Origin of the sequence: Pseudomonas sp. IT-P258 (assembly GCF_949767825.1) — a bacterium.
GTDB lineage: Bacteria > Pseudomonadota > Gammaproteobacteria > Pseudomonadales > Pseudomonadaceae > Aquipseudomonas > Aquipseudomonas monachiensis.
In genome coordinates, this window is the sequence record NZ_CATKPU010000087.1 from 279,333 (window position 1) to 305,410 (window position 26,078).

Sequence of the window (26,078 nt, forward strand, 5' to 3'; positions counted from 1 at the left end):
TAAGGATGTGGCCGTCACAGGCCCCGTGCATTTTTGCCGGGGCCTGTTCTATGTGTGGCGCTGAAAATCAATTGTGGGAGCGAGCTTGCTCCGGGCGGCGTTCCGACGATGACAGCCTTTCAGGCGACATCGATGTCGACTGTTTGGTCGCCATCGCGAGCAGACTCCAGCCGCCGATACATCACTCGGCATCCAGATGCATCGGCGTCACCACGCGGCCGTCGCTTTGCGCTTCGCCCAGATTGGCGTCGATGAAGTACACCCGGTCATCTTCCAACTGGGCCTTGTCGACCAGGTAATCCTTGATGCTGCTGGCGCGTTCCTGGCCCAGTTGACGCAACAGCACGTCGCTGGAGCTCCAGAACTTGATCACCTCGGCACGCATTTTCGCGGTGCGCTCTTCCTTGCCCAGATCCTTCCATTCGGCGGGGGGCTGGGTTTTCAGGCGGGTGCGGTAGATACCTTCGAGCAGCGGGCCTTTTTCCCCGTCCGGCACTTCCAGCAACGAAGCCTGGGCCGGGACCTTGTCACCGCGGCGCTGGAGCATTTTGTAGTAGTTGTACTGGTATTCACGTTCCAGGCGTTGTTCGGCGATCAGCGGGCCATCGCTGCTCTGGGCGGCGGTGCCTTCGATTTCCAGGCGCAGGGTCGGACGCTCCTTGAGCGCCTTGGACAGTTTGTCCAGGGCGCCTTCGGCGTCCTTGCCCAATTCGCTGGAACCCGCTGCAAATGAAACGCTGCCCAGGTCTTCCGAGCCACCACCGTTGACCAGCCCGCCAATCAGTTTGAACGGTGCTGCCGCGGCTTTGACGACCAGGTTGCGCAGGGTCTGCCAGATAATCGGCATGACGCTGAACTGAGGGTTGTTCAGATCGCCGCTGACCGGCAGTTCGATGGAGATCTTGCCGTCGACGTCCTTGAGCAAGGCAACGGCCAGTTTCAACGGCAGGCTCACGGCATCCGGGCTGTCGACTTTTTCACCCAGTTCCAGTTGTTCGACCACCACTTTGTTTTCGGCTTTGAGCTGACCCTTGGTGATCTGGTAGTGCAGGTCGAGATTAAGCCGGCCCTTGCGGATACGGTAGCCGGCGAACTTGCCGGAGTAGGGCGTCAGCGTGGTCAGTTCCACGCGTTTGAAGCTGGTGGCGATGTCGAGGCTGGCCATCGGGTCGAACGGATTGACCGAGCCCTTGATGGTCACCGGCGCGTAGCGATCGACCTTGCCCTTGACGTCGACACTGGCCGGTTTCGGCTGACGGCTGTCGATGGTGCCGATCTGCCCGTTGAGTTGCTGGATGGCGGTGGCGAAGTTCGGGGTCAGGCTGAAGTCGGCGAAGTTGGCCGAACCGTCATTGATGAAAATGCCGCCGATGTGGATGCCCAAGGGTTTTTCGTTGCTGGCCGGTTTGTTCGCTGCCGGTTTTGCCGCGGAGTCCGCCGGCTGGGGAACCAGCAGGTCATCGATGTTGGTGGTGCGATCATCGTTGATCATGAAGCGCGCATAGGGCTGGAACAGGTTGATCTTGTCGATCGACAGGCTGTCCCCATGCTGATAGTTCAGGCCTTCGACCACGACCTGTTGCCACTTGAGGAAGTCGCGGGTTTTCAGGGTATCCAGGGTATGGAGCTGATCGACCTGGGCGCGGCCGGTGACGTTGAACGCCAGGGGTTCGGTGCTTTTCAGGTCGACCGCCAGATCGCTGCCGAGCATGCCGCTGCGCAGTTCCAGGCGAATGAACGGTGTGATGTAGGACTGGGCAACCCGCAAGTCGATGTCCTTGGTCTGTACCTTCAGTCTGGCGCTGACCGGAGCCAGGTTGACCTCGCCGTCGGCCATGATCTTGCCTTGCTTGCCCACGCCGCTATCGAGCTTGAGGGTAAAGGGTGAACCGTTGAGGCTGTCGAAGTTTTGCAGGTCAAGGTTCAGCGGACCCAGTTCCAGGGCGACAGCAGGTTGTGCCTTGCGGTCCGCCAGATGCACCTGGTAGTCGCGCAGTTGCACATCCTTGAGCAGCACCTGCCAGGGTTTGTCTGGGGTGGCCGGTTCAGGTTTCGGTGAGTCTGCCGCCGCCGGAGTGCTGGTCGGTTCGACATCTGCCTTGGCTTTGGCGGTGGGTTTTGACGGTTGGCTGGCGAACAGTTTCTGCCAGTCGAGTTGGCCGTCCGACTCCAGCGCGGCCCAGGTTTCCAGTTTGTGGCTGCGGATCTTGCCGACCACCACTTGCTGTTTGGCCAGGTCCACGGTGGTTTCGCTGACGTCCAGGCGCTCAAGCTTTACCAGCGGTCGGCCATCCGGCGCCTTGATCGCGAAGGGGGCGATGCTGACCGCTACATTGCTTAGCAGCAGCTCGGTTTCCTTGGTCAGGTTGAGTTTGTAGTCGGTGCTGATGCTCATGACGCCGTTTTCGAGATCCAGTGGCACGGCATCGCGCACATAGGGCCAAAAGGCTTTCATCTTGCCATCAGTGATTTTCAGCTTACCTTCGGAGGCGATCGGGATCAGGCTGAAGTTGCCGGTCCAGTCGATCTGTCCGCCATTGGGGCCGACGGCCACCAGGGTCATGTCGGCGCTGTCATCGGGCAGGGTGCTGAGGTTCTTCAGCTCGAAATCGAGTGTGTCGTAGAGAAACTCGATGGGTTCGCTGGGCCGGGCATCTTCAAAGTGTACGGCGCCGCCCGCCAGTTTGATCCGCTCGATGCGCAGCGGAAACGGCTTGGCATCAGGGTCGGCCGGCGTGGGTTCGCTCTCTGGTAGCTTGAACAGCCCGAGCAGGTTGAGTTTGCCGTCCTTGCTGAACAGGATTTCGGTCTTGGGCTTGGTCAGCTCGACATCAGACAGGTGCACCGCCTTGGTCCACAGGCTGTCGAATTGCAGATTGGCGTACAGGCGCTCGAAACCGACCTGTTCCTTGCCGGGTTCGCCGATGTTCAAGCCCCAAAGGGTCAGTTCAAGGCTGAACGGATTGAATTCGATCCGCTGGATGGTCGCGGGTGTAGTGGCGTAGCTGGCCAGTTGCTGGTTGGCAACGCGCAACGCGACACCCGGTAAAATCAGAAAACCCAGCAAGCTGTAGAGGGCCAGAGCAGTCAACAAGGCGCCAATGGCGCGAATCAATCCTTTGTACATGTGCGGCTTCATCTGTCTGAATCGGAGAGCCTTGGAGTATGGCATGCGTTTCCGGTTCCGAAGTGATCGGCCTGTTCAGGAAATTTCAGATTTCTCCGAGGACGGTCAGAGCTGAAGAATCAGGGTTTTCAGCGGTGGCTGTTGATCCAACGACGGAAAATCGGCGCCTGGCTTCATCACGGTCCATTCACGCACCGGCCGTCCGGCCTTTTCCGCGCAACGCAAAACCTGTTCGCGCCAGTCGTCCATGCTGACTTTTGCCAGGTTGTTGCAGCAGATCAGCACGCCGTTGTCGGCGGTGGTCAACAAGGCGGGTTTGAGCAGGCTTTGGTAGTCGCGCAGCAGGTCGACGGTGCCGAACGCGCTCTTGGCCCAGGCTGGAGGGTCCAGCAGCACCAGATCGTACTGGCGCTGTTCCAGGCGCTGATAGCTCGGCAGCTTTTGCCCGCGGCGCTGGCTGATCGGCAGCCCGGCCAGTTGGCGAATGGCCGGGAAGTAGTCGGACTGGATAAATTCCATGGTCGGCAACTGCGGGTTGAGTTGGCCGTTCTCCCGACCGACCGCCAGGTTGCCTTCGGCGAAGTCCAGGTTGCACACCTCGCGCGCGCCACCGGCGGCAGCACTGAGGCCGACACCACAGGTGTAGGCGAACAGGTTCAGCACGCTTTTGTTCTTGCTGTGATCCTTGACCCAGCCGCGGGTGTTGCGCAGGTCGAGGAACAGCAGCGGGTCCTGTCCGGCATGGCGCCCTCGCACCCGATACTTCAGGCCCCACTCGTGGCCGACCAGGTCTTGCAGGGCGGCTTCGTCGGCGCGGTAGACGATGTCTTCGCGATCGATGCGCGAGTTGCCACGGGAGCGGTCGTTGTAGACCAGCAGGGTTTCAAAACCCAGGTATTGATTGATCGCTTCGTGCAGTTGCAGCAGCGTCTCGCGCTCCAACGCCTGGTGGAAACTTTGCACCAGCAATTGCGGGCCGTAGCGGTCGATGGTCAGGCCACCGGCGCCTTCCTGGCTGCCGTGGAACAGGCGATAGCAATCGGTACCTTGCTGGTGCAGTTCGGCGAGCAGGTCCTGGCGTTGATCGAGGGCGGCGCGCAGCGCCTGATTCAAGGAAGACATGCTGGGCGCCTTGCAGGAGGGAATTGGGCGCGGGAGTTTAACAGTTTTGGCGCGGGACTCGACTTGCTCGCGAAGCTTTTGATCTTTGTTCTTTCTAAGTAATCCCCATCCGCCGTTTAGCCCGCTGCACTGACCCGTTACGCACCGCCCAGCGCAGCATCGGCGCACTGCGATTGACACTGGCGCGGATCAGCTTGCGTTGCAGCGGGTTCTGGCTGACGCCGAGCATGTCGCTGGCCCAGTCCGGCAGCAGGTCGATCCCGGCCTGCATCATCAGGCCGCCGAAGGGCTTGGCCAGACGGCTGGGGGCGGGGGCGTTCAATAGCAGGCGCAGCACTTCGCGACTGCGTTCATCGCACAACAATTGCGGGCGAACACGCTCAAGGTAATCGGAAATTTCCTGCCGTGAACGGGGCACATCACGCGCCCCAAGACGTTCGGCAACCAAGGCAATCTCGGCGTAATAACGATCCTGATCCGCGAGGGGCAAATGTGGATTGCGATAGCGCAAATGCGCGGCGAGGAAGTTGCTGACTTCCGCGACGTGCACCCAGGTCAGCAGATCAGGATCGCTGGCTGCGTAAGGGCGCCCATCCGGTGCCGTGCCGGTCACTTGCAGGTGAATGGTGCGGACTTTTTCGATCAACCAGTCGGCATCCTGTCGAGAACCGAAGGTGGTGCCGGAGATGAACTGCCCGGTGCGGCGCAACCGGCCGAGCATGTCTTCACGAAAGTTCGAATGGTCCCAGACCCCGGCCAATGCCAGCGGGTGCAGGGCCTGCAGCATCAGGGCGCTGATGCCACCGATCAGCATGCTGCTGAAATCGCCATGGACTTGCCAGCTCACCGAGTCCGGCCCGAACAGCCCGGGGTCGCCCTTGGGGTTTTCCAGGTCGAGTTTGCCCAAAGACAAACCGGTCAGGCTCATGATCTGGGTTTCGATGCGGGTGCGGATGAATTCCATGGCCACTCAGTGATGAAAGAGGAGGGCGCGGCCACTGGCCGCGCCTGTAGGTTACTGATTCAAGCGCTTGTCGATCAGCCCTTGCACCACGCTCGGGTCTGCCAGGGTCGAAGTATCACCCAGACTGTCCAGTTCATTGCAGGCGATCTTGCGCAGGATGCGCCGCATGATCTTGCCTGAGCGGGTTTTCGGCAAGGCCGGGGCCCACTGGATCAAGTCCGGTTTGGCGAAACTGCCGATTTCCTTGCTGACCAGGGCCAGCAATTGCTTCTTCAGTTCATCGTTGGTTTCGACGCCGTTCATGGGCGTGACGAAGACATAGATGCCCTGGCCCTTGATGTCGTGGGGATATCCGACCGCAGCGGCTTCGGCGATGCTCTCGTGCAGCACCAGGGCGCTTTCCACTTCGGCGGTGCCGATACGGTGGCCGGACACGTTGATCACATCGTCGATGCGCCCGGTGATCCAGTAGTCGCCATCTTCATCGCGCCGTGCGCCGTCACCGGTGAAGTAGTAGCCGGGGTAGGGTTTGAAGTAGGTGTCGACCATGCGTTGCGGGTCGCGATAGACACTGCGGATCTGCGCCGGCCAGCTGGATTTTATGGCCAGTACGCCGCTGCCGGCGCCCTTGATTTCCTTGCCTTGCTCGTCGAGCAGCACCGGTTGCACGCCGAACATCGGTTGTGTCGCACAACCGGGCTTGATCCGCTGGGCACTGACCAGCGGGCTGAGCATGATGCCGCCGGTTTCGGTCTGCCACCAGGTATCGACGATCGGGCAACGCTCTTGGCCGACCTCATGGAAATACCATTCCCAGGCTTCCGGGTTGATCGGCTCGCCGACCGTGCCGAGTAGCCTGACGCTGGCGCGGGATGTTTGCTTCAACGGTTCCGGGCCTTCGCGCATCAGTGCGCGCAGGGCCGTCGGGGCGGTGTAGAAAATGTTCACCTTGTGCTTGTCGATCACCTGCCAGAAGCGCGAGGTGCTCGGGTAGTTCGGCACGCCTTCGAAGATCAGCGTGGTCGCGCCGTTGGCCAGCGGGCCGTAGACGATGTAACTGTGGCCAGTGACCCAGCCGACGTCGGCGGTGCACCAGAAGACTTCGCCGTCGCGGTAGTCCAGCACGTACTTGAAGGTCATCGCTGCTTGCAGCAGGTAACCGCCGGTGGTGTGCAGCACGCCTTTGGGTTTGCCGGTGCTGCCGGAGGTGTAGAGGATGAACAGCGGGTCTTCGGCGTCCATCGGCTCGGGCGGGCAATCGGCGCTGGCTTCGCTCAGTGCCTGCTGGTACTTGATGTCTCGTCCTTCGACCCGGTTCGCCGACCCCTTGCTGCGCTCGACCACCAGCACGGTGCTCACGTCCGGGCAGCTTTGCAGCGCCTTGTCGACGTTCTGCTTGAGTGGCACGACCTTGCCGCCGCGCACACCTTCATCGGCAGTGATCACGGTGCGGCAGTCGGCGTCGAGAATGCGGTCGCGCAACGAGTCCGGGGAGAAACCGCCGAACACCACCGAGTGCACCGCGCCGATGCGGGTACAGGCCAGCATGGCGTAGGCCGCCTCGGGAATCATCGGCATATAGATGCACACACGGTCGCCTTTTTTCACGCCACGGCTTTTCAGCACGTTGGCCAGGCGACAGACGTTTTCATGCAGTTTTTTGTAGGTGATCGATGTCGAGTCGGCAGGGTCGTCGCCTTCCCAGATGATGGCGACCTGATCGCCGCGTTTCTCCAGGTGCCGGTCGATGCAGTTATAGCTGACGTTCAACTGCGCGCCGGCAAACCAGGTGGCTTCACCGGTTTTCAGGTTGTAGCGCTGGACGGTTTCCCAGGGGGCGCTCCAGTCGAGAAAACGCGTGGCCTGTTCGGCCCAGAAGGTGCTGGGGTGTTCGATGGATTGGCGGTACAGGCGCTGATAGTCGTCTTGACTCAATTGCGCGGCCCGGCGGACGGCATCGGCTTTGGGGAACGTGCTGATATCGAACATGACGGTTCCTTATTCTTGTTTTGCGACAAAGATAAAGATGCGCCGAGAGGTCAAAGGGTTCAAGAGGGGAGCTGTGCGACCCTCGTAGGAGCTGCCGAAGGCTGCGATCTTTTGACGTTGCTTTGAAGATCAAAAGATCGCAGCCTTCGGCAGCTCCTACAGTGATAGTGCACGCCACCGTTTTTGCAGTAAACCCGGTGCCGTTTGAAGGGGCGGGCTAACCGCCCCTTCAGCCGATCACCCGCGGTGACGACCACGGAAGTAATTGATCAGCCCTTGGGTCGAGGCGTCCTCGGCCGGGGTTTCTTCGCTGCCGACCAGGCGGTTGTAGACGCCTTTGCCCAGCTCTTTGCCCAGCTCAACACCCCACTGGTCGAAAGCATTGATGCCCCAGATCACGCTTTGCACGAAGACTTTGTGCTCGTACATCGCCACCAGAGCGCCGAGGCGACGCGGGCTGATGCGCTCGACCACCAGGGTGTTGCTCGGACGGTTGCCCGGGATCACCTTGTGTGGCGCGAGTTTTTGCACTTCGGCGTCACTCATGCCTTTGTCGCGCAGTTCGGTTTCGGCCTCGCCAAGGGTCTTGCCGAGCATCAGCGCCTGGCTCTGCGACAGGCAGTTGGCGTACAGCCACTGGTGGTGGTCGGACACCGGGTTGAAGCTGACGATCGGCACGATGAAGTCAGCCGGGATCAGTTGGGTGCCCTGGTGCAGCAACTGGTGGTAGGCGTGCTGACCGTTGCAGCCGACACCGCCCCAGATCACCGGCCCGGTGTCGGTGGACACGGGCTTGCCGTCCTGGCGCACGCTCTTGCCGTTGGATTCCATGTCCAGCTGTTGCAGGTGCTTGGTGATGTTGCGCAGGTAGTGATCGTACGGCAGGATCGCGTGGCTTTGCGCGCCCCAGAAGTTGCCGTACCACACGCCGAGCAAGGCCAGCAGCACCGGCATGTTCTGTTCGAACGGCGCGGTCTGGAAGTGCTGGTCCATGGTGTAGGCACCGGACAGCAACTCCTTGAAGTTCGACATGCCGATGGCCAGGGCAATCGGCAAACCGATGGCCGACCACAGCGAGTAGCGCCCGCCGACCCAGTCCCACATCGGGAAAATGTTTTCTTCGCGGATGCCGAACGCCACGGCGGCGGCGTTGTTGCTCGAAACCGCGATGAAGTGGCGATACAGCTCGGCTTCCGAACCACCCTGGGCCAGGTACCAGGCACGGGCGGCCTGGGCGTTCTTCAGGGTTTCAAGGGTGTTGAAGGATTTCGACGAGACGATGAACAGCGTGGTCTCGGCGCGCAGCTTCATGGCCAGTTCGTGGAATTCGCTGCCGTCGATGTTCGCCAGGTAATGGCAACGCACGCCTTTCTGGGCGTAGGACAGCAAGGCTTCGGACACCAGCTCCGGGCCGAGGAAGGAGCCGCCGATGCCGATGTTCACCACGTCGGTGATCGGCTTTTCGGTGTAGCCGCGCCACAGACCGTCGTGGATACGGCCGACGAGGTCGGTGATCTGGTTCAGCACCTTGTGCACTTCGGGCATCACGTTGACGCCATTGACCGACAGCTTGTCGCCGACCGGGCGGCGCAGGGCTGTGTGCAGGGCCGGACGACCTTCGGAAGAGTTGACGATTTCGCCATCGAACAGCGACTTGATCGCGCCCTTGAGGTCGACTTCGTTGGCCAGGCCCACCAGCAGATTGCGGGTCTCGGCGTTGATCAGGTTTTTCGAATAGTCGAGAAACAGGCCGCAGCTGCTGAGGGTGAATTGAGTAAAACGCTGCGGATCGGCATTGAAAGCTTCGCGCATGCTGAAATCCTGCATGGCTTGGCGGTGGTCATTCAGCGCTTGCCAGGCAGGCAGAGCGGTAACGTCGTGAGGAGTGCGGTAATACGCCATCGCTGCGGGTTTCCTTATTACTTGAACGGCCTTTTGAACACTAAAAATCCCGGAGCGCTGTGGGTGGGCGTTCCGGTCAACTGCGTCGACACGATTTCATGGCGCAGGGCGACTACAGTAAACCCCGCGCAATGATCTGTCTTGACTTTGTCTGACCTGTTTCCGGTACTTTTTTAACATCGAAGTTAGGAATGGTCCGACAAACGGAAGAGACAGGGATCGGATCAGGCGACCTGGACCGGAATGGCGTTGCTGGTGTGGCTCAGTTCATTGCCCGGTGCCATGTAGAGCATGCGCGGCTTGAAGTTGAGCAGTTCGGCTTCGCTGTAATGAGCGTAAGCGCAGATGATCACGCGATCGCCAACCTTGGCCTTGTGCGCGGCGGCGCCGTTGACCGAAATCATGCGCGAACCTTCTTCGCCACGGATGGCATAGGTGGTGAAGCGCTCGCCGTTGTCGACGTTGTAGATCTGGATCTGCTCGTACTCACGAATGCCGGACAGGTCCAGCCATTCGCCGTCGATGGCGCAGGAGCCTTCGTAATCGAGTACAGCGTGGGTGACTTCGGCGCGATGCAGCTTGGCTTTGAGCATGATGGCGTGCATGAGTATTTCCCAGGTCGGAATCGAACGGCGGGCAGTTTGCCCGATGGCTTGAGAGGCAGCAATAAGGTGTGGAAACTGCCGCAGATCGAATGTGGGAGCGGGCTTGCTCGCGAAGGCGTTGCGTCAGTCGACGTATGTGTCAGCTGACAGACCGTATTCGCGAGCAAGCCCGCTCCCACAGGGTATTGCAGTGTTTAGATTGGCGCGTCGAGGTTCAGGTGCAGGTTGTCGATCAACCGCGTCGTACCGAGGAACGCCGCCACCAGAATCACCAGGTCACGATCCTGCGCCGTCGCAGGGCGCAAGGTCAGGGCATGGCGGATTTCCAGATAGTCGGGACGCAGGCCGGCGGCTTCGAGCTGTTTGATCTGGGTGCCGATCAGCGCCGGGTAGTCGCGTTCGCCCTGCCTGATCGCTTCGCCGATCGCATTCAGCGTGCGATAAACCACTGGTGCCACAGCGCGTTGCTCTTCGCTGAGGAAACCATTGCGCGACGACAGCGCCAGGCCATCGGTAGCGCGCACAGTGGGCTCGCCGATGATCTGGATCGGCATGTTCAGGTCATGAACCAGCGCGCGAATCACCGCCAGTTGCTGGAAGTCTTTCTCGCCGAAAATCGCCAGGTCCGGCTGGACCATGTTGAACAGCTTGCTGACCACCGTCGCCACGCCTTCGAAATGCCCCGGACGGCTGGCACCGCACAGGCCTTCGGACAATTGCGGGACGCTGACGCGGGTCTGGCCGGCCATGCCGTCGGGGTACATCTCTTCAACGGTGGGGGCAAACAGCAGATGGCAACCGGCCTGGAGCAGTTTTTCCTGGTCGGCGGCAAGGGTGCGCGGGTACTTGTCGAGGTCTTCGCCAGCACCGAATTGCAGCGGGTTGACGAAAACGCTCGCCACCACGAAGTCCGCCCGTTGGGAGGCTTTGGTCACCAGCGCCACGTGGCCGCTGTGCAGGTTGCCCATGGTTGGCACAAAGGCGATGCGCTTGCCTTCGCCACGGGCACGGGCCACGGCGGCCCGCAGTTCGCGTACGGTTTTTACGGTGTTCATGCAGAGAATCCGTGTTCGATCCCAGGGAATGTTGCCGCTTTGACTTCAGTCACGTAGGCAATCAATGCAGCTTCAATGCTGGTTTGGCCAGTCATGAAGTTTTTCACGAATTTCGGCATGCGGCCGGTAATGGACAGGCCCAGCATGTCGTGCAGAACCAGCACCTGGCCATCGGTGCGATTACCGGCGCCAATACCAATCACCGGAATCTTCACCGCCTGGGTGATTTCTTCCGCCAGTTCGCTCGGGACGCACTCGAGCAGCAGCATTGCCGCGCCAGCCTGTTCCAGGGCGATCGCGTCGGCACGCATTTGCCGCGCCTGGTTTTCATTGCGACCCTGGACCTTGTAGCCGCCAAGGATGTTCACCGATTGCGGCGTCAGGCCCATGTGCGCACAGACAGGGATGCCGCGCTCGGCCAGCAGGCGGATCGAATCGGCCAGCCACAACGCTCCTTCGACCTTGACCATGTGCGCGCCGGCCTGCATCAACAGAGCGCTGTTGGTCATGGCTTGCTCGGTGGTGGCGTAGGCCATGAAAGGCAGGTCGGCGAGGATCAGGGCATCGCTGTTACCGCGTTTGACGGCGGCCACGTGATAAGCCATTTCGGAGGTAGTGACAGGCAAGGTGCTGTCGTGGCCCTGCAAAACCATGCCGAGGGAGTCGCCCACCAGCAGCACTTCGACGCCGGCCTGGTTGCAGGCGTGGGCGAAGGTTGCGTCGTAGCAGGTCAGCATGGTGATTTTTTCACCTTTTTGCTTCAGACCTTGCAGGGTGGTCAGGGTGATGGCTGGCATGAAAAGTTCCTCATTCAGGCGCTGTGGAAACTACTGCGAGTAACGCGCGTGATTCTTCGTTGAATACAGGCGCACGCTCTTTCGTCGTGCTTTTAAGGCCTGGATTGCGCCCTTGAACGCCGTGTAGGCGGCAGCGGGACGCCTATAGTCGTGAGGAGAACGAGGGAAGTCAATTGCGTGTGTTACCGCATTGTTACGGGTGGGGTGTTACCGGGGTAACTGATGCGATTCAGCAGCAGATATTGTGATCGACGCAAAACCAATGTGGGAGTGGTGTCACGCCGGGAGCAGGCGTTCCAACCCGACGAACGGGCAGGCTGCGAGTAATTCACTTAGCTCGCGGCCATCGGCCAGGCGCAGATCCGCAGGGGCCAGTTCCGCCAGTGGATACAGCACGAAGGCCCGTTCCTGCATGTGGTAATGGGGAACCTTGAGGCGTGGTTCGTCGATCAGGCGATCACCGAACAGCACGATGTCGAGGTCAAGCGTGCGCGGCCCCCAGCGCACAAGGCGCTCGCGACCCTGGCCGTTTTCAATGGCCTGTAAGGCATCGAGCAAATCCAGTGGCGCCAGCGTGCTATCGAGAGCGGCCACCGCGTTGGTGTAGCGCGGTTGTCCAGGCAGCAGCGAGTCGCTTTGATAAAACGCGGATACCCCGACCAGTTCCGTTTGCGGCAAGTGCGCCAGCGCCTCGACGGCGCTGCGCAATTGTTCGGCGGGGTCAGCCAGATTGCTGCCCATGCCGATGTAGATGCGTTCCATGGATTACTCGCCCGTGGTGCTCGAAGCGCCGGCAGCGCGTTTGCGCTTGGAACCACCGCTGCGGCGACGCTTGCGCGGGGCGCCGGTGCCTTCATCCTTGCCGCTGAGGTCGCGAATCATGTCGCGACGCTCGCTTTCATTGGCGTCCTGATAGTCAGTCCACCATTCACCCAGGCCATCGGTCTGCTCGCCGGCGCTTTCGCGTAGCAGCAGGAAGTCGTAGCCGGCGCGGAAACGCGGATTGTCCAGCAACAGATCGGCACGCTTGCCGCTGCGGCGGGGCAGGCGTTCCTGCATGTCCCAGATTTCGCGGATCGGCATGGTGAAGCGTTTCGGAATCGCGATGCGCTGGCACTGTTCGGCAATCAGCTCGTGCGCCGCTTCCTGCATCGCCGGAATCGGCGGCATGCCACGCTCCTGCAGGCGCAGGACGCGGGCCGGCAGGGCAGGCCAGAGCAGGGCTGCAAAGAGGAACGCCGGGGTTACCGGTTTGTTCTGCTTGATCCGCAGGTCGGTGTTGATCAGGGCTTCGCTGATCAGGGTGTGGGTGTACGTCGGGTTGTATTCCAGTGCTTCGGCGCTGGCCGGAAACAGTGGATCGAACAATTGCAGGTCGACCAGCATTTCAAACGTATCGGCGGCATGGCCGGAGAGGAACAGCTTGAGCACCTCTTCGAACAGGCGGGCCGACGGGATCTCGCGCAGCATCGGCGCCAGGCCGCGGATCGGCAGGGCGCTGTGTTTTTCGATGCCGAAGTTCAGCTTGGCGGCGAAACGCACGGCCCGCAGCATCCGTACCGGGTCTTCCTGGTAGCGTTGCGTCGGATCGCCGATCAGGCGGATCAGGTGATTGCGGATGTCGTGTACGCCGTTGGCGTAGTCGAGGATGCGTTCGCTGACCGGATCGTAATACAGGGCATTGATGGTGAAGTCGCGACGTTGCGCGTCTTCTTCCAGGGTGCCGTAGACGTTATCGCGCAAAATGCGCCCGCTCTCGTTGCGCGAAGACTGGTTGCTGTCTTCCTCGTCTTCGTTTTGCGGGTGATTGGCGCGGAAGGTCGCGACTTCGATGATTTCGCGGCCGAAGTGGATGTGCACCAGCTTGAACCGGCGCCCGATGATTCGCGCGTTACGGAATTCGGCCCGTACCTGTTCCGGTGTGGCGCTGGTGGCAACGTCGAAATCTTTCGGTGTGATACCCAGCAGCATGTCGCGCACGCAACCGCCAACCAGGTAAGCCTGATAACCGGCGTTCTGCAGGCGTTCAACGATATTCACCGCGTAGCGGCTGAATTGCGCCTTCTGCAGCGAGTGTTGGCCGCTGTTGAGCACTTCAGGCGTGCTGCGAATGTGTTGCGTAGGACGCTTGGGAGAACGGAATGACTGGAACAGCTTCTTCAGCATGGGATGCACTGTTTGAAGGAATATTCGGCCATAACAGAAGAATGACCGCATGATGGGCGGGGATTCTAGCATTTAGTCGGGGGATGGTGTAGGACACAGCAGATATGAGCTGTAGGCCGCAGGCTTAAAGGCCGGAACGAGCCGATTTACGGGGATTTGCGAATCGCGCAAACCACAAGGGGAGCCGAAGCTCCCCAAGAAGTAGTTGCATGCTCTATTTTTATTTTTGGTTTCGGGCTTCTTGTTTTTGTTGAGTGCCCTCGCCATGAAGCTTTCCTTCATGACCCTCCCAATCGGGAGCCAAGAGCAAACGGATTGCTTTGGTCGCTGAATTGCAGTGATCTTTCGATCCAACCAGTACAGGCTCTGTCTTAGGACAGTTTTTGTTGTTCTCGGCCTGGTCGTGGGGCAAGCCCCAAATACAACGCCTCTCCAAAAGAATCAGTTAGCTGCGCCTCTCGCCGTCTTGTTTTTATTGTGCGTGAGTCGATTCGTCTTATTTTTATTGTCTTGTGCATTGCTTGTTATTGTTCTTGTACCAAACATATAGCAGGGTGCGTGCCAACTTTTTCGAAACCCAATAAAACAAGGGGTTAGGCCGGTTGGCAGGCATTTCGAGGGCCAAAAAAAGCCGGGGCTTCGTTACCGTAAGCCCCGGCTTCTGTTACGTGAAAAAGCTGAGGTAACAGTTTTTTCACAAAGTCACGTGTTACCCGCACATACGACAGGTGCGATTCAGCTTTCGCTGGCCACCCCGGTCTTGCGGCGCGGGATGCCCAGGCGCTGACGGCGCTCCCATAGGCATTTGCGGCTGACCCCGAGCTTGCGGGCCAGCTCGGTTTCGGTCATGTGGTCCTGATGTTCGAGGACGAAATGCTGGAAGTAGTCTTCCAGGGAGAGGTCTTCGGTCGGTTCGTGGTTGCTGTTACTAGTGTTGCCGTTGCCCTGTTGGGGCGCCAGGCCAATGAACTCGTCGTCTTCCAGGTCGCCCAGTTCGATGTCGATGCCCAACAGCTCGGCGGAAATTTCCGGGCTTTCGCACAGGATGACGGCGCGCTCGACGGCGTTTTCCAGTTCGCGAACGTTGCCCGGCCAGGCGTAGTGACGAATGGCTTGCTCGGCATCCGCGGCGAATTTCAGGTCGGTGCGGTTGACGCGCGCACTTTGCCGCGCCAGAAACGCATTGGCGATTTCGTTGACGTCCGCACCGCGTTCGCGCAGGGCTGGCAGCTTCAGCGCGATAACGTGGAGGCGGTAATACAAGTCTTCACGGAACTGGCCGATTTTCGCCAGGCTCTTGAGGTCGCGGTGAGTCGCCGCGATCAGGCGCACATCGACTTTTTGCGACTGCACCGAGCCCACGCGACGAATTTCGCCTTCTTGCAACACACGCAACAGGCGAGCCTGGGCTTCCAGTGGCAGTTCGCCGATTTCGTCGAGGAACAAGGTGCCGCCGTCCGCCGCTTCCACCAGGCCGGCGCGCCCGGCGCTGGCGCCGGTGAATGCGCCTTTTTCGTGGCCGAACAGTTCGGACTCGATCAGGCTTTCCGGAATGGCCGCGCAGTTCACCGAAATCATCGGCGCCTTGGCGCGTTTGGACAGATTGTGCAGGGCGCGTGCCACCAGTTCTTTACCGGTACCCGATTCGCCCTGGATCAGAACGTTGGAGTCGGTCGGTGCCACTTTGCGGATCTTGCCGTACAGGTCCTGCATCGGTGGGCACGAGCCGATAATGCCGATTTCACCGTTGCTGTTGTCGGTACCGGATTTCGCCGCACCGTTGGTGACTTTGCCGGCAACGGCTTCACCACCGGCTTGTACCGTTTGTCGGTCACGCAGGATTCGTGCGGCCGCTTGTAGCATTTCGTCATGGTCGAATGGCTTGGCAATGTAGTCCACCGCGCCCATTTTCATCGAGTCGACCGCCGAGCGCAGGCTGGCATAGCTGGTCATGATCAGCACCGGCGTGCCCTGGGCGAGCTTGATCAACTCCGTGCCAGGCGCGCCCGGCAGGCGCAGGTCACTGATGATCAGGTCGAACGAGGGAATGGTGAAGCGTTCTTGTGCTTCCTGCACTGATCCGGCTTCGCTGACCTGGTACTGGTTACGTTCCAGCAGGCGGCGCAAGGCGGAGCGGATGATGGTTTCGTCTTCGACGATCAAAATGTGCGGCATTGATTCGATACTCTCGACGGTCTCAGTTCACAGCGGACGTCGCTTCGACATGACGCGGCAAGGTAACCCTGATTCGGGTACCGCGTTGGCTTTGAACATCAGCCGGGCTGTCGATGGTGATTTGTCCATAATGCTCTTCAACGATGGAATAGACCAGTGCAAGGCCCAGACCGGTGCCTTCGCCAGGGTCCTTGGTGGTGAAGAATGGTTCGAACAATCGGTCCATGATGCTCGACGGAATACCGCTGCCTTCGTCTTCCACGATCAGGTCGACCGTGTGTTCGCCGGCTTCGCTCTTGACCCGTACCGCGCTGCCGGGAGGCGAGGCGTCACGGGCGTTTGACAGTAGGTTGATCAGTACCTGGGCCAACCGTTGCGGGTCGCCTTCGACCCAGTGATCGGGGTCGCACAGGTTGTAGAACTGCACTTCGAAATTGCGTCGGTTCAGGGCCAGCAGGCCGATGGCATCCTGAGCCACTTCGGCCAGACAGACGGGCTCGTCGCTGTGTTGATGGCTGCCGGCATGGGCAAAGCTCATCAGCGACTGGACGATGCGCGACACGCGTTTGGTCTGCTCGAGGATCTGGCCGCTGATTTCCTTCAGCTCGCCGTCTTCTTCACGTTCTTCGCGCAGGTTCTGCGCCAGGCACGCGATACCGGTAATCGGGTTGCCGATTTCATGGGCCACGCCGGCCGCCAGTCGACCGATGCTGGCCAGGCGCTCGGAGTGCACCAGTTTGTCTTCGAGCATCTGGGTTTCGGTCAGGTCTTCCACCAGTAATACCAGGCCACTGTTGCCCGGCGCGAGGGGTTCGTCGATCGCCGCTTTGTGCAGGTTCAGCCAGCGTGTCTGGCCGTCGAGTGCCAGGTGCTGTTTGTGCAAGTGCTCGTCCGGCAGATTGATGAAACCTTGCAGCAGGTCTTTCCATGGGTCGGCAATGGTACTCAGGCGCGAACCGACCACGCGCTGCGCGGCGATGCCGGTCAGTTCCTCCATGGCCTTGTTCCACATGAGGATCTCCTGATCCTTGGCCAGCGAGCAAACGCCCATCGGCAATTCCTGCAGGGTCTGGCGGTGGTAGCGGCGCAGGGCATCGAGTTCGGCGGCCAGGCCGGTCAGGCGCGAGTGGTAATCCTCGAGGCGGCTTTCGATGAAGTGAATGTCTTCGGTGACGTAGTTTTCGCCGCCGGCCTTGTATGGCAGGAACGTCTCGACCATGTCCTGGGCCACGCTCGGGCCCATCAGGCCGGAGAGGTTGGCCTCGATGCGGTCACGCAGGCGGCGCAGGGCATAGGGGCGGCGTTCGTCGAAAGGCAGATAGAGGTCGCGCAGTGCCTGTTCCACCTCTTTCTGCGCCGCCTTTGCACCCAGTGGCTTGGCCAGTTGCGTAGCGAATTCCTGGGGCGAGGCGGCGTGCAGTTCCCGGCGTTGCGGGCGGCGAACGTTATCCACGGCGCAGGCTTCGGCAGCGCTTGCCTCTTCGGTGCTGGCATTGGTGAACAACGAGATCAGGGTGAACATCAGCACGTTGGCCGCCAGCGAGGCAATCGCCGCCATGTGCCAGCTGGTGTCGTCCAGCACGTAGATCATGTTCAGCAGCGGAATGTAGAAGCCTTGCAGGTTGCCGACCAGCGGCAACAGCATGGTCACCAGCCACACCAGGATCCCTGCCAGCAAGCCGGCGATGAAGCCGCGACGGTTGGCGGTCGGCCAATACAGGACCGAGAGCACGCCCGGCAGGAACTGCAACGTGGCGACGAAAGCGACAATGCCGAGGTTGGCCAGGTCCTGTTCGGCACCGAGCATCAGGTAGAAGCCGTAGCCGGCCATGATGATCGCGACAATCAGCGCCCGGCGGGTCCACTTCAGCCAGCGGTAGATGTTGCCTTCGGCCGGTGGTTGATACAGCGGCAGCACCAGGTGGTTCAAGGCCATCCCGGACAGCGCCAGCGTGGTGACGATGATCAGGCCACTGGCGGCGGACAGTCCGCCGACATAGGCCAGCAACGCCAAGGCCTTGCTGTTGGCGGCTATGCCGATGCCCAGGGTGAAGTATTCCGGGTTGGTGGTGGCGCCGAGCTTCAGGCCGGCCCAGAGAATCAGCGGTACCGCCAGGCTCATCAGCAACAGGAACAGCGGCAGGCCCCAGCTCGCACTGACCAGCGAACGCGGGTTGAGGTTCTCGGTAAAGGTCATGTGATACATGTGCGGCATCACGATCGCCGAGGCGAAGAACACCAGCAACAGCGTACGCCACGGGCCTTCCTGCAAAGGGGTGTGCAGGGCAGCGAGCGCGGTCTGGTTTTGCAGCAGCCACAGTTCAAGCTGTTGTGGGCCGTCGAACACGCCGTAAAGTGCATACAGCCCGACACCGCCGAGGGCGATCAGCTTGATCACCGACTCGAAGGCAATCGCGAACACCAGGCCTTCATGCTTTTCGCGGGTGGCGATGTGGCGGGAGCCGAAGAAAATCGTGAACAGCGTAATCAGTGCGCAGAAACTCAGGGCCACACGATGCTGTACCGGCTCTCGGGTGAGGATACTGATGGAGTCGGCGACCGCCTGAATCTGCAAGGCCAGTAGCGGCAATACGCCGACCAGCATGAAAATCGTGGTCAGCGCACCGGCCCAGGTACTGCGGAAGCGGAAGGCAAACAGGTCTGCCAGCGACGACAGCTGATAGGTGCGGGTGATCTTCAGGATCGGGTAGAGCAGCACCGGCGCCAGCAGGAATGCCCCGGAAACGCCCAGGTAGCTGGACAAAAAGCCGTAGCCGTACTGATAGGCCAGGCCCACGGTGCCGTAAAACGCCCAGGCGCTGGCGTAGACGCCCAGCGACAGGGTGTAAGTCAGCGGGTGGCGAATGATCGCCCGGGGAATCATGCCCCGTTCGCTGATCCAGGCCACACCGAACAGCACCGCCAGGTACGCGGCGCTGATCAGGATCATCTGGGTCAGGCTAAAGCTCATCGGCATCTTTTTGGCTCTGCAGGATGAAGGTCACGACGATCAGGATCAGCCAGAGCAGATAAGGGCGATACCAGGCGCCAGTGGCGTCGATCCACCAATCCATGATGGCCGGGGAAAACAGGTAAATCCCCACTACCAAAAGCAGGACCAAGCGATAGATGTACATCCCGGCCTCTCTTTCTTATGCGTGTGCCCGTAAACGTGCGGCGATGGTAACGGATGGGCGCGCCACTGCAAGTACGATCACAGTAGCTGTGCCTCGGGCAGGCTCAGTGTGCGCGGGATCAGCGAGGCATCCCAGTGGGCAATGCCCCAATTCAGCACTTCCCGTGGGGTGGCGTACGTCAGTTCGGTTCCCGGGTTCTGTCCCAGCGCCCGAAGCGCGCGCAGCAGCAGGGGCGTTGCCTGATCCTCGGTCAAGGGCGGCGAACGGTAGGACTTGCCGAGTTTGTTGCCATCCGGCTGGGTAATCAGCGGGATGTGCAGGTAACGCGGTTGAGGCAGGCCGAGCAGTTCTTGCAGATAGAGCTGGCGGGGCGTGGAGTCCAGCAGGTCGGCACCGCGAACGATATCGGTGATGCCTTGCCAGGCATCGTCCAGGACCACGGCCAATTGATAAGCGTAGAGCCCGTCGCGGCGGCGGATCACGAAATCGCCGACTTCCCGCCCCAGATGCTGTCGGTATTGGCCCTGCACCCGGTCGATGAAATGGTATTCCAGCTCCGGTACGCGCAGGCGGATGGCCGCATCGTCAGTGCCATGGCCGGCATTGCGGCACAGCCCCGGATAAATCCCGTGAAACGGCTCCAGCTGTTTGCGCGAGCAGGTGCAGGCGTAGGCCAGTCCTTGATTGAACAGGCGATTGAGCACCTCGGCGTAGGCATCGTGCCGCTCGCTTTGGCGAACCAGGTCGCCATCCCACTCGAAGCCATAGCTTTCCAGTGCCTTGAGGATGGCGGCCTGGGCGCCGGGTTCCTCGCGAGGTGGATCAAGGTCTTCCATGCGCATCAGCCAGCGTCCGCCCACCGAGCGTGCGTCGAGGTAGGAGGCCAGTGCGGCGACCAGCGAGCCGAAGTGCAGATGGCCACTGGGCGTGGGGGCGAAGCGCCCGATGTAGGGGGAAACGTCAGCGGTCATGGGGTGATGTTACTTTATCTGGACTGGCGCCAACCCCCTGTGGGAGCGGGCTTGCTACCGAGGTGAATCCTGGAAACAAAAACGGAGCGTTCGCACGCTCCGTTCTTCGTTCAAGTCGCAATTATTTGCCGACTTGCTTTTCCTTGATTTCCGCCAGGGTCTTGCAGTCGATGCACAGGTCGGCGGTAGGGCGCGCTTCGAGGCGCTTGACGCCAATCTCGATGCCGCAGGATTCGCACCAGCCGTACTCTTCGTCTTCGATCAACTGGAGTGTCTTGTCGATCTTCTTGATCAACTTGCGTTCACGGTCGCGGGCACGCAGTTCTAGGGCGAATTCCTCTTCCTGGCTGGCACGGTCTGCCGGATCAGGAAAGTTGGCCGCTTCGTCCTTCATGTGGTCCACGGTCTTGTCGACACCTTCCATCAGCTCTTTTTTCCACTGATTCAGGACCTTGGTGAAGTGCTTGCGCATGGGCTCGCCCATGTACTCTTCGCCGGTTTTCTGAACATAGGGCTCGAAGCCGCTGATCGTCTGGTTTTGCTGCTTTGCTTGGGTGGACATGAAATAGACCGCCTCTACTCTTGTAATCCATCTGCGCAGGATTGCTCCATCACCGACACCTGCCGGCCCTGCGGCTGCAAGCGGGCGAACTTACCAGATCAATTCGGGCCGCGCTACTCCCGGATGTCGAGCTCGCGGCACATGGTGCTTGCGAATGACGACAAACCGTTGTCTGGTGGCTCTGGAACCCTGCTCAATTATTGATTTTAGCCAAACCTTGCGCGCGCGCTTGAGTCATTCGTGATCGGAGTTACAAGGCCTCTGACCGCTTTAGGTTCTCGCTCGTTCCTGCGCTTGGGTAGAATCGGTTTTTTATTCCGTTGAAGGAAGGCCAATGGCTCAGCCCTACAGTGCCCGCAGTCGCGCGATCGAACCTTTCCATGTCATGGCGCTGTTGGCGCGGGCCAATGAATTGCAGGCGGCCGGCCACGATGTGATCCACCTGGAAATCGGCGAGCCGGACTTCACCACCGCCGAACCGATCATCCAGGCCGGCCAGGCTGCGCTGACAGCGGGGAAGACCCGTTACACCGCCGCGCGTGGCATTCCCGAGCTGCGTGAGGCCATTTCGGGCTTTTATCAGCAACGTTATGGCTTGAACATCGACCCACGGCGCATCCTCATCACGCCGGGTGGCTCCGGCGCGCTGCTGCTGGCCAGCGCTTTGCTGGTCGACCCCGGCAAGCACTGGCTGCTGGCGGACCCGGGCTATCCGTGTAACCGGCATTTCCTGCGATTGGTCGAAGGCGCGGCACAGTTGGTGCCGGTCGGCCCGGATGTGCGTTATCAATTGACGCCGGGCCTGATCGAGCGTCATTGGGACCACGACAGCGTCGGCGCACTGGTGGCGTCGCCAGCCAATCCGACCGGCACGATCCTGACCCGCGACGAGCTGGCGAAGCTGTCTGTCGCGATCAAGGAGCGCCACGGTCATCTGGTGGTCGACGAGATTTATCATGGCCTGACCTATGGCACCGATGCGGCCAGCGTGCTGGAAGTCGACGACAGTGCATTCGTTCTGAACAGCTTTTCGAAGTACTTCGGGATGACCGGTTGGCGGCTCGGCTGGCTGGTGGCACCCGACGCGGCCGTCGGTGAGCTGGAAAAGCTTGCCCAGAACCTCTACATCAGTGCACCAAGCATGGCACAGCACGCTGCTCTGGCCTGTTTCGAGCCGGCGACCATCAGCATTCTCGAAGAGCGTCGCGCCGAATTTGGCCGGCGTCGGGACTACCTGCTGCCGGCCTTGCGTGAATTGGGCTTCGGGATTGCCGTGGAGCCGGAAGGGGCGTTCTACTTGTATGCCGATATCAGCAAGTTCGGCGGCGATGCCTTCGCGTTTTGTAAGTATTTTCTGGAAACCGAACATGTGGCATTCACCCCGGGGCTGGATTTCGGGCGTTATCAGGCCGGGCATCATGTGCGGTTCGCCTACACGCAAAATCTCGAGCGGTTGCAGGAAGCGGTCGAGCGCATTGCCCGTGGATTGCGGAGCTGGCAAGGCTGATGCGTTTTCATCCTCCCCTCGAAGAAGGGCGCCTGATCCGACGTTACAAGCGTTTTCTCGCCGATATCGAAACCGTTGGCGGCGAATTGCTGACCATTCACTGCCCGAACACAGGCTCGATGCTCAATTGTCAGGTCGAAGGCGGGCAGGTCTGGTTCAGTCGCTCCAACGATCCGAAACGCAAGTTGCCCGGCACCTGGGAGATCGGCGAAACCCCGCAAGGGCGGCTGTTTTGCGTGAACACCGCCCGCGCCAACGGTTTGATTGAAGAGGCGCTGCGAGCGGGCGTCATCACGGAGCTGAACGGGTTTACCGGGCTCAAGCGCGAAGTGGCTTATGGTCAGGAAAACAGTCGTATCGATTTCCGCCTCGATTACCCCGAAGGGCCGGCCTACGTCGAAGTCAAAAGCGTGACCCTGGGGTTCGACGGTACGGCGGTGGCGGCGTTTCCCGATGCGGTTACCCAGCGTGGCGCCAAGCATCTGCGGGAGCTGGCCCACTTGGCCAGGGACGGTATTCGCGCGGTGCAGTTGTACTGTGTTTGCCTTTCCGACATCGAGGCTGTGCGCCCGGCGCAGGAAATCGATCCGGCTTATGCGCAGGCCTTGCGTGAGGCTATTGCCTGTGGGGTCGAGGTGCTGGCCTACGGTGTGCGGTTGAGCCACGAAGAAATGCTGGTCGACCGGTGCCTGGACGTATTGCCGGGTGCTAGAGGCTGATCCAGATACCTTGTTCGTCCTCGCGGCAGGCCACGCTGGTCAAGGCTTGCCCCGCGCAAGGGCCGGCGACGCATTCACCGTCTTCGATCAGGAACAGTGCGCCATGGGTGGCGCACTGGATCAGGCTGTTGCTGGGGTCGAGAAACTGGTCGGGATGCCACTCCAGGGCAACGCCCCGGTGCGGGCAGCGATTGATATAGACGTAAACCTGTCCGCTGCGGCGCACTGCAAAAAACTTTTGGCCATCGATGTCGAACCCGCGGCTGCTGTCATTGACCAACCCGGCGCCAGCGCAAAGCAACTTCATGTCTATCCTCGGTCCCGCAGCTCGTGACTGGATATGTCCGAGCTTGAAGTTTGAATGCTATCAAATGGCTGCCCTGTCCGTCGGGTGCAAGTGCCTTCATCCTGCCAATACTTTTCCACAGGCAAAAAAAGACCCGGCAAGAGCCGGGTCAAATAACCGTGATTAGCCTGATGAGGAGATAATCCGAGAGTCCGAACCAAGGGCTTTTCAGAATATCGACCAGTCTCGCGACCAGTTGTGATAATCATATCGATTCTCATTACCAAGTCAACCGCTGTTTTTCGATTTCTTTGCGATTCGCCGGATTTGTGTCTGCAGGCCTCGTAATCATTGGGTTTCAGGCTGTAAAGCTTCGCAAGCATGTATCAGATCAGTTCTTGTGGCGTGTAGAGATGGCTTCCAGTTGTTTGTTCAGGGCTTCCTTGCGCTCGGCAGGAATGTCATTCCAGTGAACGTCCATCAGTGCGCCTTCAATTGCGTACAACAACACCTTGGACGCCCGAAAACCGCGCGTGCGCACGGCCCGATAAGCATCCACCGCCCCGAGGCGACGCAAGTCCGAAGCGCTATGGATGCCCACGGCATGCAGCCATTGCGCTGACGTCTTGCCAAGATTCTTCAGGTGTTGCAGTTCATCATTCATCAAGCCTCCTTGCGATGGCCGAATGGAGAGCGTGGGCAATCTTCTGAGGAGTGTAGCCATCAGTAGGAAAAGCGTGATTGTTTGCTCGATTACGACGCAAATGCTTCTAAGAAACGAGTATTGGCAGGGCGTGAAAAGTCTATGCGCGCGGGAGGAAGAGTGGGGGAGAGCAAGGATTTAGGGGCGAATATCCCAGCAGTCCAGCGCAGCGCAGGCGCTGGACGTGTAAGGCGGCGAGACGGTGATTATCGGGTGCGATAACGCAATCGCGTGCCGAAGTTCATCGACATCAGGATTTCGTCGGCACTGAGTTCGACCGGAAAGTACGTACCGGAGATCTGCGCGTGAGCCAGGCTCGCGCCTTCCAGGTTCGCTTTGCGAAAATCGATGCCGCGCAAGTCGGCGGAACGGAAGTAGGCGTCGCTGAAATCCACGCCGTCGGCATTCAGCTCGCGCAGGTCCAGCCCCCGGAAATCTCCACCTGCCATGTCGATGGGACCATCCTTGGGGCGTTCACTGTTGAAGCCTTTGATGTCGTCTTTGTGCAGCAGGGCATATAGCGATGTGTCGAGAAGTTTAGGCTGGCTCATGTCGCATCACCTGATGGTTTTATGACGCCAGTATAGTGCCACCATTTGAAGGTCGTGAAGCCAGCGCGGACTTCACGACCGAAATAGTTTCTTACAGGCCTGGCAGGCGCTGGCGAATCTGTTCCACAACGGTATCGAGCGTCCCGCTTTCATTGGTCTGGACGCGCTTGCTGCAGAGGATTTCCGCAGGCGTCAGCGCTTCACGGCTGGTTTGCTGGGCTGCGATAACGGCCAGGGTGGCATCGGACGGGTCTTTCTTGTCTGCCTGGCGCATGGCCAGCCAGCTTTCGATCACGGCCTGTGGCGCATTGCAGTCGAGGATCAGGAAGGGCGCGCCGGTGGCTTCGGCAACCTTCGCTGCACTGTCACGCTGATCATGCTTGAGGTAAGTGGCATCCACCACCACCGGGAAACCCGCACGCAGAATGACGCCGGCGATTTCGTGCAGGCGGGCATAGGTCGCTGCACTGGCGTCGGCGCTATAGATGCCGGCCTGTACGTCGTTCTCGATGGTTTGCTCGCCGAACAGGCGCTTGCGCTCGACATCGGAACGCAGGCGGATCGCACCCAGGGCTTCGACCAGGCGCATGGCGACGTGGCTCTTGCCGACAGCGGAAACACCGTGGGTAATGGCCATGAAACGCGAAGGAATGGTGCTATAGCTTTCCGCCAGGTTGGCGTAGTTGCGGTACTGGCGCAGGGTGGTGGCGCGCTGCACCGCAGTGGCGTCGGCCGGCATGCTGAACAGGGCAACCTTGGCGCGAACCAGTGCGCGGTAGGCTTTATAGAAGTTCAGCAGTTCGAGGCCGCGATAGTCGCCGGTCAGCTCCAGGTACTGGCTGATGAAGCGACGCGCCAGGCACTTCAAGCCGCGATCTTCCAGGTCCATCGCCAGGAAGCCGGTGTCGGCGTAAACGTCGGTAAAGCGAAACGGTTCGTTGAATTCGATGCAGTCGAAGATCACGACCTTGCCGTCGATCACGGTGGCGTTACCCAGGTGGATATCACCGTGGCATTCACGAATGAAACCTTCGGCCTTGCGCTGGGCGAGCAGCGGCTTTAGGCGCTCGAAGCTGCTTTCTGCCCAGGCTTGCAGGGCGTCGAGTTGCAACAGGTCGGCTTTATCGCTGAGGAACGGACGGATCTGTTCGAAGTTCTGCCGCACCGGCGCCATGACGCTGTCCGGGGTGCCGGCTTCGTGCCCGGTCGGCACCTTCGGTGCGTTGAGGTGGAAGCGGGCGATTTGCTCGGCCATCTCGTCGATGTGCGCGGTGGTCAGTTCGCCATTGGCTTGCAGGGTGCTGAGCAAGCCGGTTTGCGGGAACTGGCGCATCTTCAGTACGTATTCGATGGCCGGGCCTTCGCCGCCCAGTTGCGGAGCTTCGGCGCTGCCGGTGACGGGCAGCACTTCGAGGTACAGATCGTCGGTCAGGCGCTGGTTCAGGCGCAGTTCTTCAGCGCAAAAGTGTTCGCGAGCCTCAAGGCTGGTGAAGTCAAGAAAACCGAAATTGACCGGCTTCTTCACTTTATAGGCATAGGGGCCGGTGAGCAGTACCCAGGAAATATGGGTCTCGATGACCTGGAATCCCTCTACAGGATGCGGGTAGAGGGCAGGGTTTTGCAGGGCAGCGATCAGGGACTGGCTCACAGGCGATCCTTCAGAGTCTGGGAAATTCAAGGCCGTCATTATGGCTGCAAGTCCGCCTGACGCAAACCTCGGAGCGCTCCTGTTGAGGATGA

General features: G+C 60.3%; 21 protein-coding genes. 2 read left to right on the forward strand and 19 right to left on the reverse strand.

Annotated elements, in window-relative coordinates; genetic code table 11:
- Nucleotides 1-181 precede the first annotated feature (181 nt).
- The 15 genes from ACM6G4_RS25765 to dksA form a co-directional block, all read right to left on the reverse strand.
- Nucleotides 182-3,172, reverse strand: a complete 2,991-nt coding sequence (locus ACM6G4_RS25765) for a DUF748 domain-containing protein (protein ID WP_414914874.1) — start codon at nt 3,170-3,172, stop codon at nt 182-184.
- Between the two features lie 60 nt (nt 3,173-3,232).
- Nucleotides 3,233-4,249: a class I SAM-dependent rRNA methyltransferase gene (locus ACM6G4_RS25770; RefSeq protein ID WP_414914875.1), complete on the reverse strand. Its 1,017-nt coding sequence runs from the start codon at nt 4,247-4,249 to the stop codon at nt 3,233-3,235.
- A 94-nt stretch (nt 4,250-4,343) separates the two neighbouring features.
- Nucleotides 4,344-5,213 (reverse strand): oxygenase MpaB family protein, encoded by an 870-nt coding sequence (locus ACM6G4_RS25775; RefSeq protein WP_414914876.1) that lies wholly within the window; start codon nt 5,211-5,213, stop codon nt 4,344-4,346.
- A 51-nt stretch (nt 5,214-5,264) separates the two neighbouring features.
- Nucleotides 5,265-7,202 (reverse strand): acetate--CoA ligase, encoded by a 1,938-nt coding sequence (gene acs / locus ACM6G4_RS25780; RefSeq protein WP_056728642.1) that lies wholly within the window; start codon nt 7,200-7,202, stop codon nt 5,265-5,267.
- Nucleotides 7,203-7,439: 237 nt separating this feature from the next.
- Nucleotides 7,440-9,104: a glucose-6-phosphate isomerase gene (pgi, locus tag ACM6G4_RS25785; protein WP_056728640.1), complete on the reverse strand. Its 1,665-nt coding sequence runs from the start codon at nt 9,102-9,104 to the stop codon at nt 7,440-7,442.
- Between the two features lie 224 nt (nt 9,105-9,328).
- The gene (panD, locus tag ACM6G4_RS25790; protein WP_003228271.1) at nt 9,329-9,709 is read right to left on the reverse strand and encodes an aspartate 1-decarboxylase; all 381 of its coding nucleotides are present in this window, start codon (nt 9,707-9,709) and stop codon (nt 9,329-9,331) included.
- Between the two features lie 194 nt (nt 9,710-9,903).
- Nucleotides 9,904-10,764, reverse strand: coding sequence for a pantoate--beta-alanine ligase (gene panC / locus ACM6G4_RS25795; protein WP_056728637.1), 861 nt, complete (start codon nt 10,762-10,764; stop codon nt 9,904-9,906).
- Nucleotides 10,761-11,561, reverse strand: coding sequence for a 3-methyl-2-oxobutanoate hydroxymethyltransferase (gene panB / locus ACM6G4_RS25800; protein WP_056728635.1), 801 nt, complete (start codon nt 11,559-11,561; stop codon nt 10,761-10,763). Before panB ends, panC begins: the two co-directional genes overlap by 4 nt.
- 276 nt (nt 11,562-11,837) lie before the next feature.
- The gene (folK, locus tag ACM6G4_RS25805) at nt 11,838-12,323 is read right to left on the reverse strand and encodes a 2-amino-4-hydroxy-6-hydroxymethyldihydropteridine diphosphokinase (RefSeq protein ID WP_414914877.1); all 486 of its coding nucleotides are present in this window, start codon (nt 12,321-12,323) and stop codon (nt 11,838-11,840) included.
- 3 nt (nt 12,324-12,326) lie between these two features.
- Nucleotides 12,327-13,727, reverse strand: a complete 1,401-nt coding sequence (locus ACM6G4_RS25810; RefSeq protein ID WP_056728631.1) for a polynucleotide adenylyltransferase PcnB — start codon at nt 13,725-13,727, stop codon at nt 12,327-12,329.
- 735 nt (nt 13,728-14,462) lie between these two features.
- Nucleotides 14,463-15,902 (reverse strand): sigma-54-dependent transcriptional regulator, encoded by a 1,440-nt coding sequence (locus tag ACM6G4_RS25815; protein WP_056728629.1) that lies wholly within the window; start codon nt 15,900-15,902, stop codon nt 14,463-14,465.
- Between the two features lie 22 nt (nt 15,903-15,924).
- The gene (locus tag ACM6G4_RS25820; protein WP_162252433.1) at nt 15,925-18,879 is read right to left on the reverse strand and encodes a sensor histidine kinase; all 2,955 of its coding nucleotides are present in this window, start codon (nt 18,877-18,879) and stop codon (nt 15,925-15,927) included.
- A complete protein-coding gene (locus ACM6G4_RS25825; protein WP_003176118.1) occupies nt 18,863-19,039 on the reverse strand; it encodes a hypothetical protein in 177 nt (58 codons plus the stop codon). The genes ACM6G4_RS25820 and ACM6G4_RS25825 overlap by 17 nt, the downstream gene beginning before the upstream one ends.
- Before the next feature lie 77 nt (nt 19,040-19,116).
- Entirely contained in the window at nt 19,117-20,010 is an 894-nt protein-coding gene (gene gluQRS, locus ACM6G4_RS25830; protein ID WP_056728625.1) for a tRNA glutamyl-Q(34) synthetase GluQRS, read from the reverse strand.
- A 121-nt stretch (nt 20,011-20,131) separates the two neighbouring features.
- Nucleotides 20,132-20,572, reverse strand: a complete 441-nt coding sequence (dksA, locus tag ACM6G4_RS25835; protein WP_008053890.1) for an RNA polymerase-binding protein DksA — start codon at nt 20,570-20,572, stop codon at nt 20,132-20,134.
- Nucleotides 20,573-20,906: 334 nt separating this feature from the next.
- On the opposite strand from dksA, the gene ACM6G4_RS25840 reads away from it, so the two are divergent.
- Together ACM6G4_RS25840 and sfsA are read left to right on the forward strand one after the other, a co-directional pair.
- Entirely contained in the window at nt 20,907-22,079 is a 1,173-nt protein-coding gene (locus ACM6G4_RS25840) for a pyridoxal phosphate-dependent aminotransferase (RefSeq protein ID WP_056728623.1), read from the forward strand.
- The gene (sfsA, locus tag ACM6G4_RS25845; RefSeq protein ID WP_056728622.1) at nt 22,079-22,798 is read left to right on the forward strand and encodes a DNA/RNA nuclease SfsA; all 720 of its coding nucleotides are present in this window, start codon (nt 22,079-22,081) and stop codon (nt 22,796-22,798) included. The genes ACM6G4_RS25840 and sfsA overlap by 1 nt, the downstream gene beginning before the upstream one ends.
- On the opposite strand, the gene ACM6G4_RS25850 is transcribed toward sfsA, so the two are convergent.
- The 4 genes from ACM6G4_RS25850 to ACM6G4_RS25865 form a co-directional block, all read right to left on the reverse strand.
- The gene (locus tag ACM6G4_RS25850; RefSeq protein WP_056728620.1) at nt 22,788-23,105 is read right to left on the reverse strand and encodes a Rieske (2Fe-2S) protein; all 318 of its coding nucleotides are present in this window, start codon (nt 23,103-23,105) and stop codon (nt 22,788-22,790) included. The two genes, sfsA and ACM6G4_RS25850, sit on opposite strands and share 11 nt — an antisense overlap.
- A 370-nt stretch (nt 23,106-23,475) precedes the next feature.
- The gene (locus ACM6G4_RS25855; protein ID WP_008053897.1) at nt 23,476-23,748 is read right to left on the reverse strand and encodes a TfoX/Sxy family protein; all 273 of its coding nucleotides are present in this window, start codon (nt 23,746-23,748) and stop codon (nt 23,476-23,478) included.
- 245 nt (nt 23,749-23,993) lie between these two features.
- Nucleotides 23,994-24,338 carry a pentapeptide repeat-containing protein gene (locus ACM6G4_RS25860; protein WP_056728618.1) on the reverse strand — a complete coding sequence of 115 codons (345 nt, stop codon included), beginning with the start codon at nt 24,336-24,338 and terminating at the stop codon, nt 23,994-23,996.
- 91 nt (nt 24,339-24,429) lie between these two features.
- The gene (locus ACM6G4_RS25865) at nt 24,430-25,986 is read right to left on the reverse strand and encodes an AAA family ATPase (RefSeq protein WP_414914878.1); all 1,557 of its coding nucleotides are present in this window, start codon (nt 25,984-25,986) and stop codon (nt 24,430-24,432) included.
- Nucleotides 25,987-26,078 lie beyond the last annotated feature (92 nt).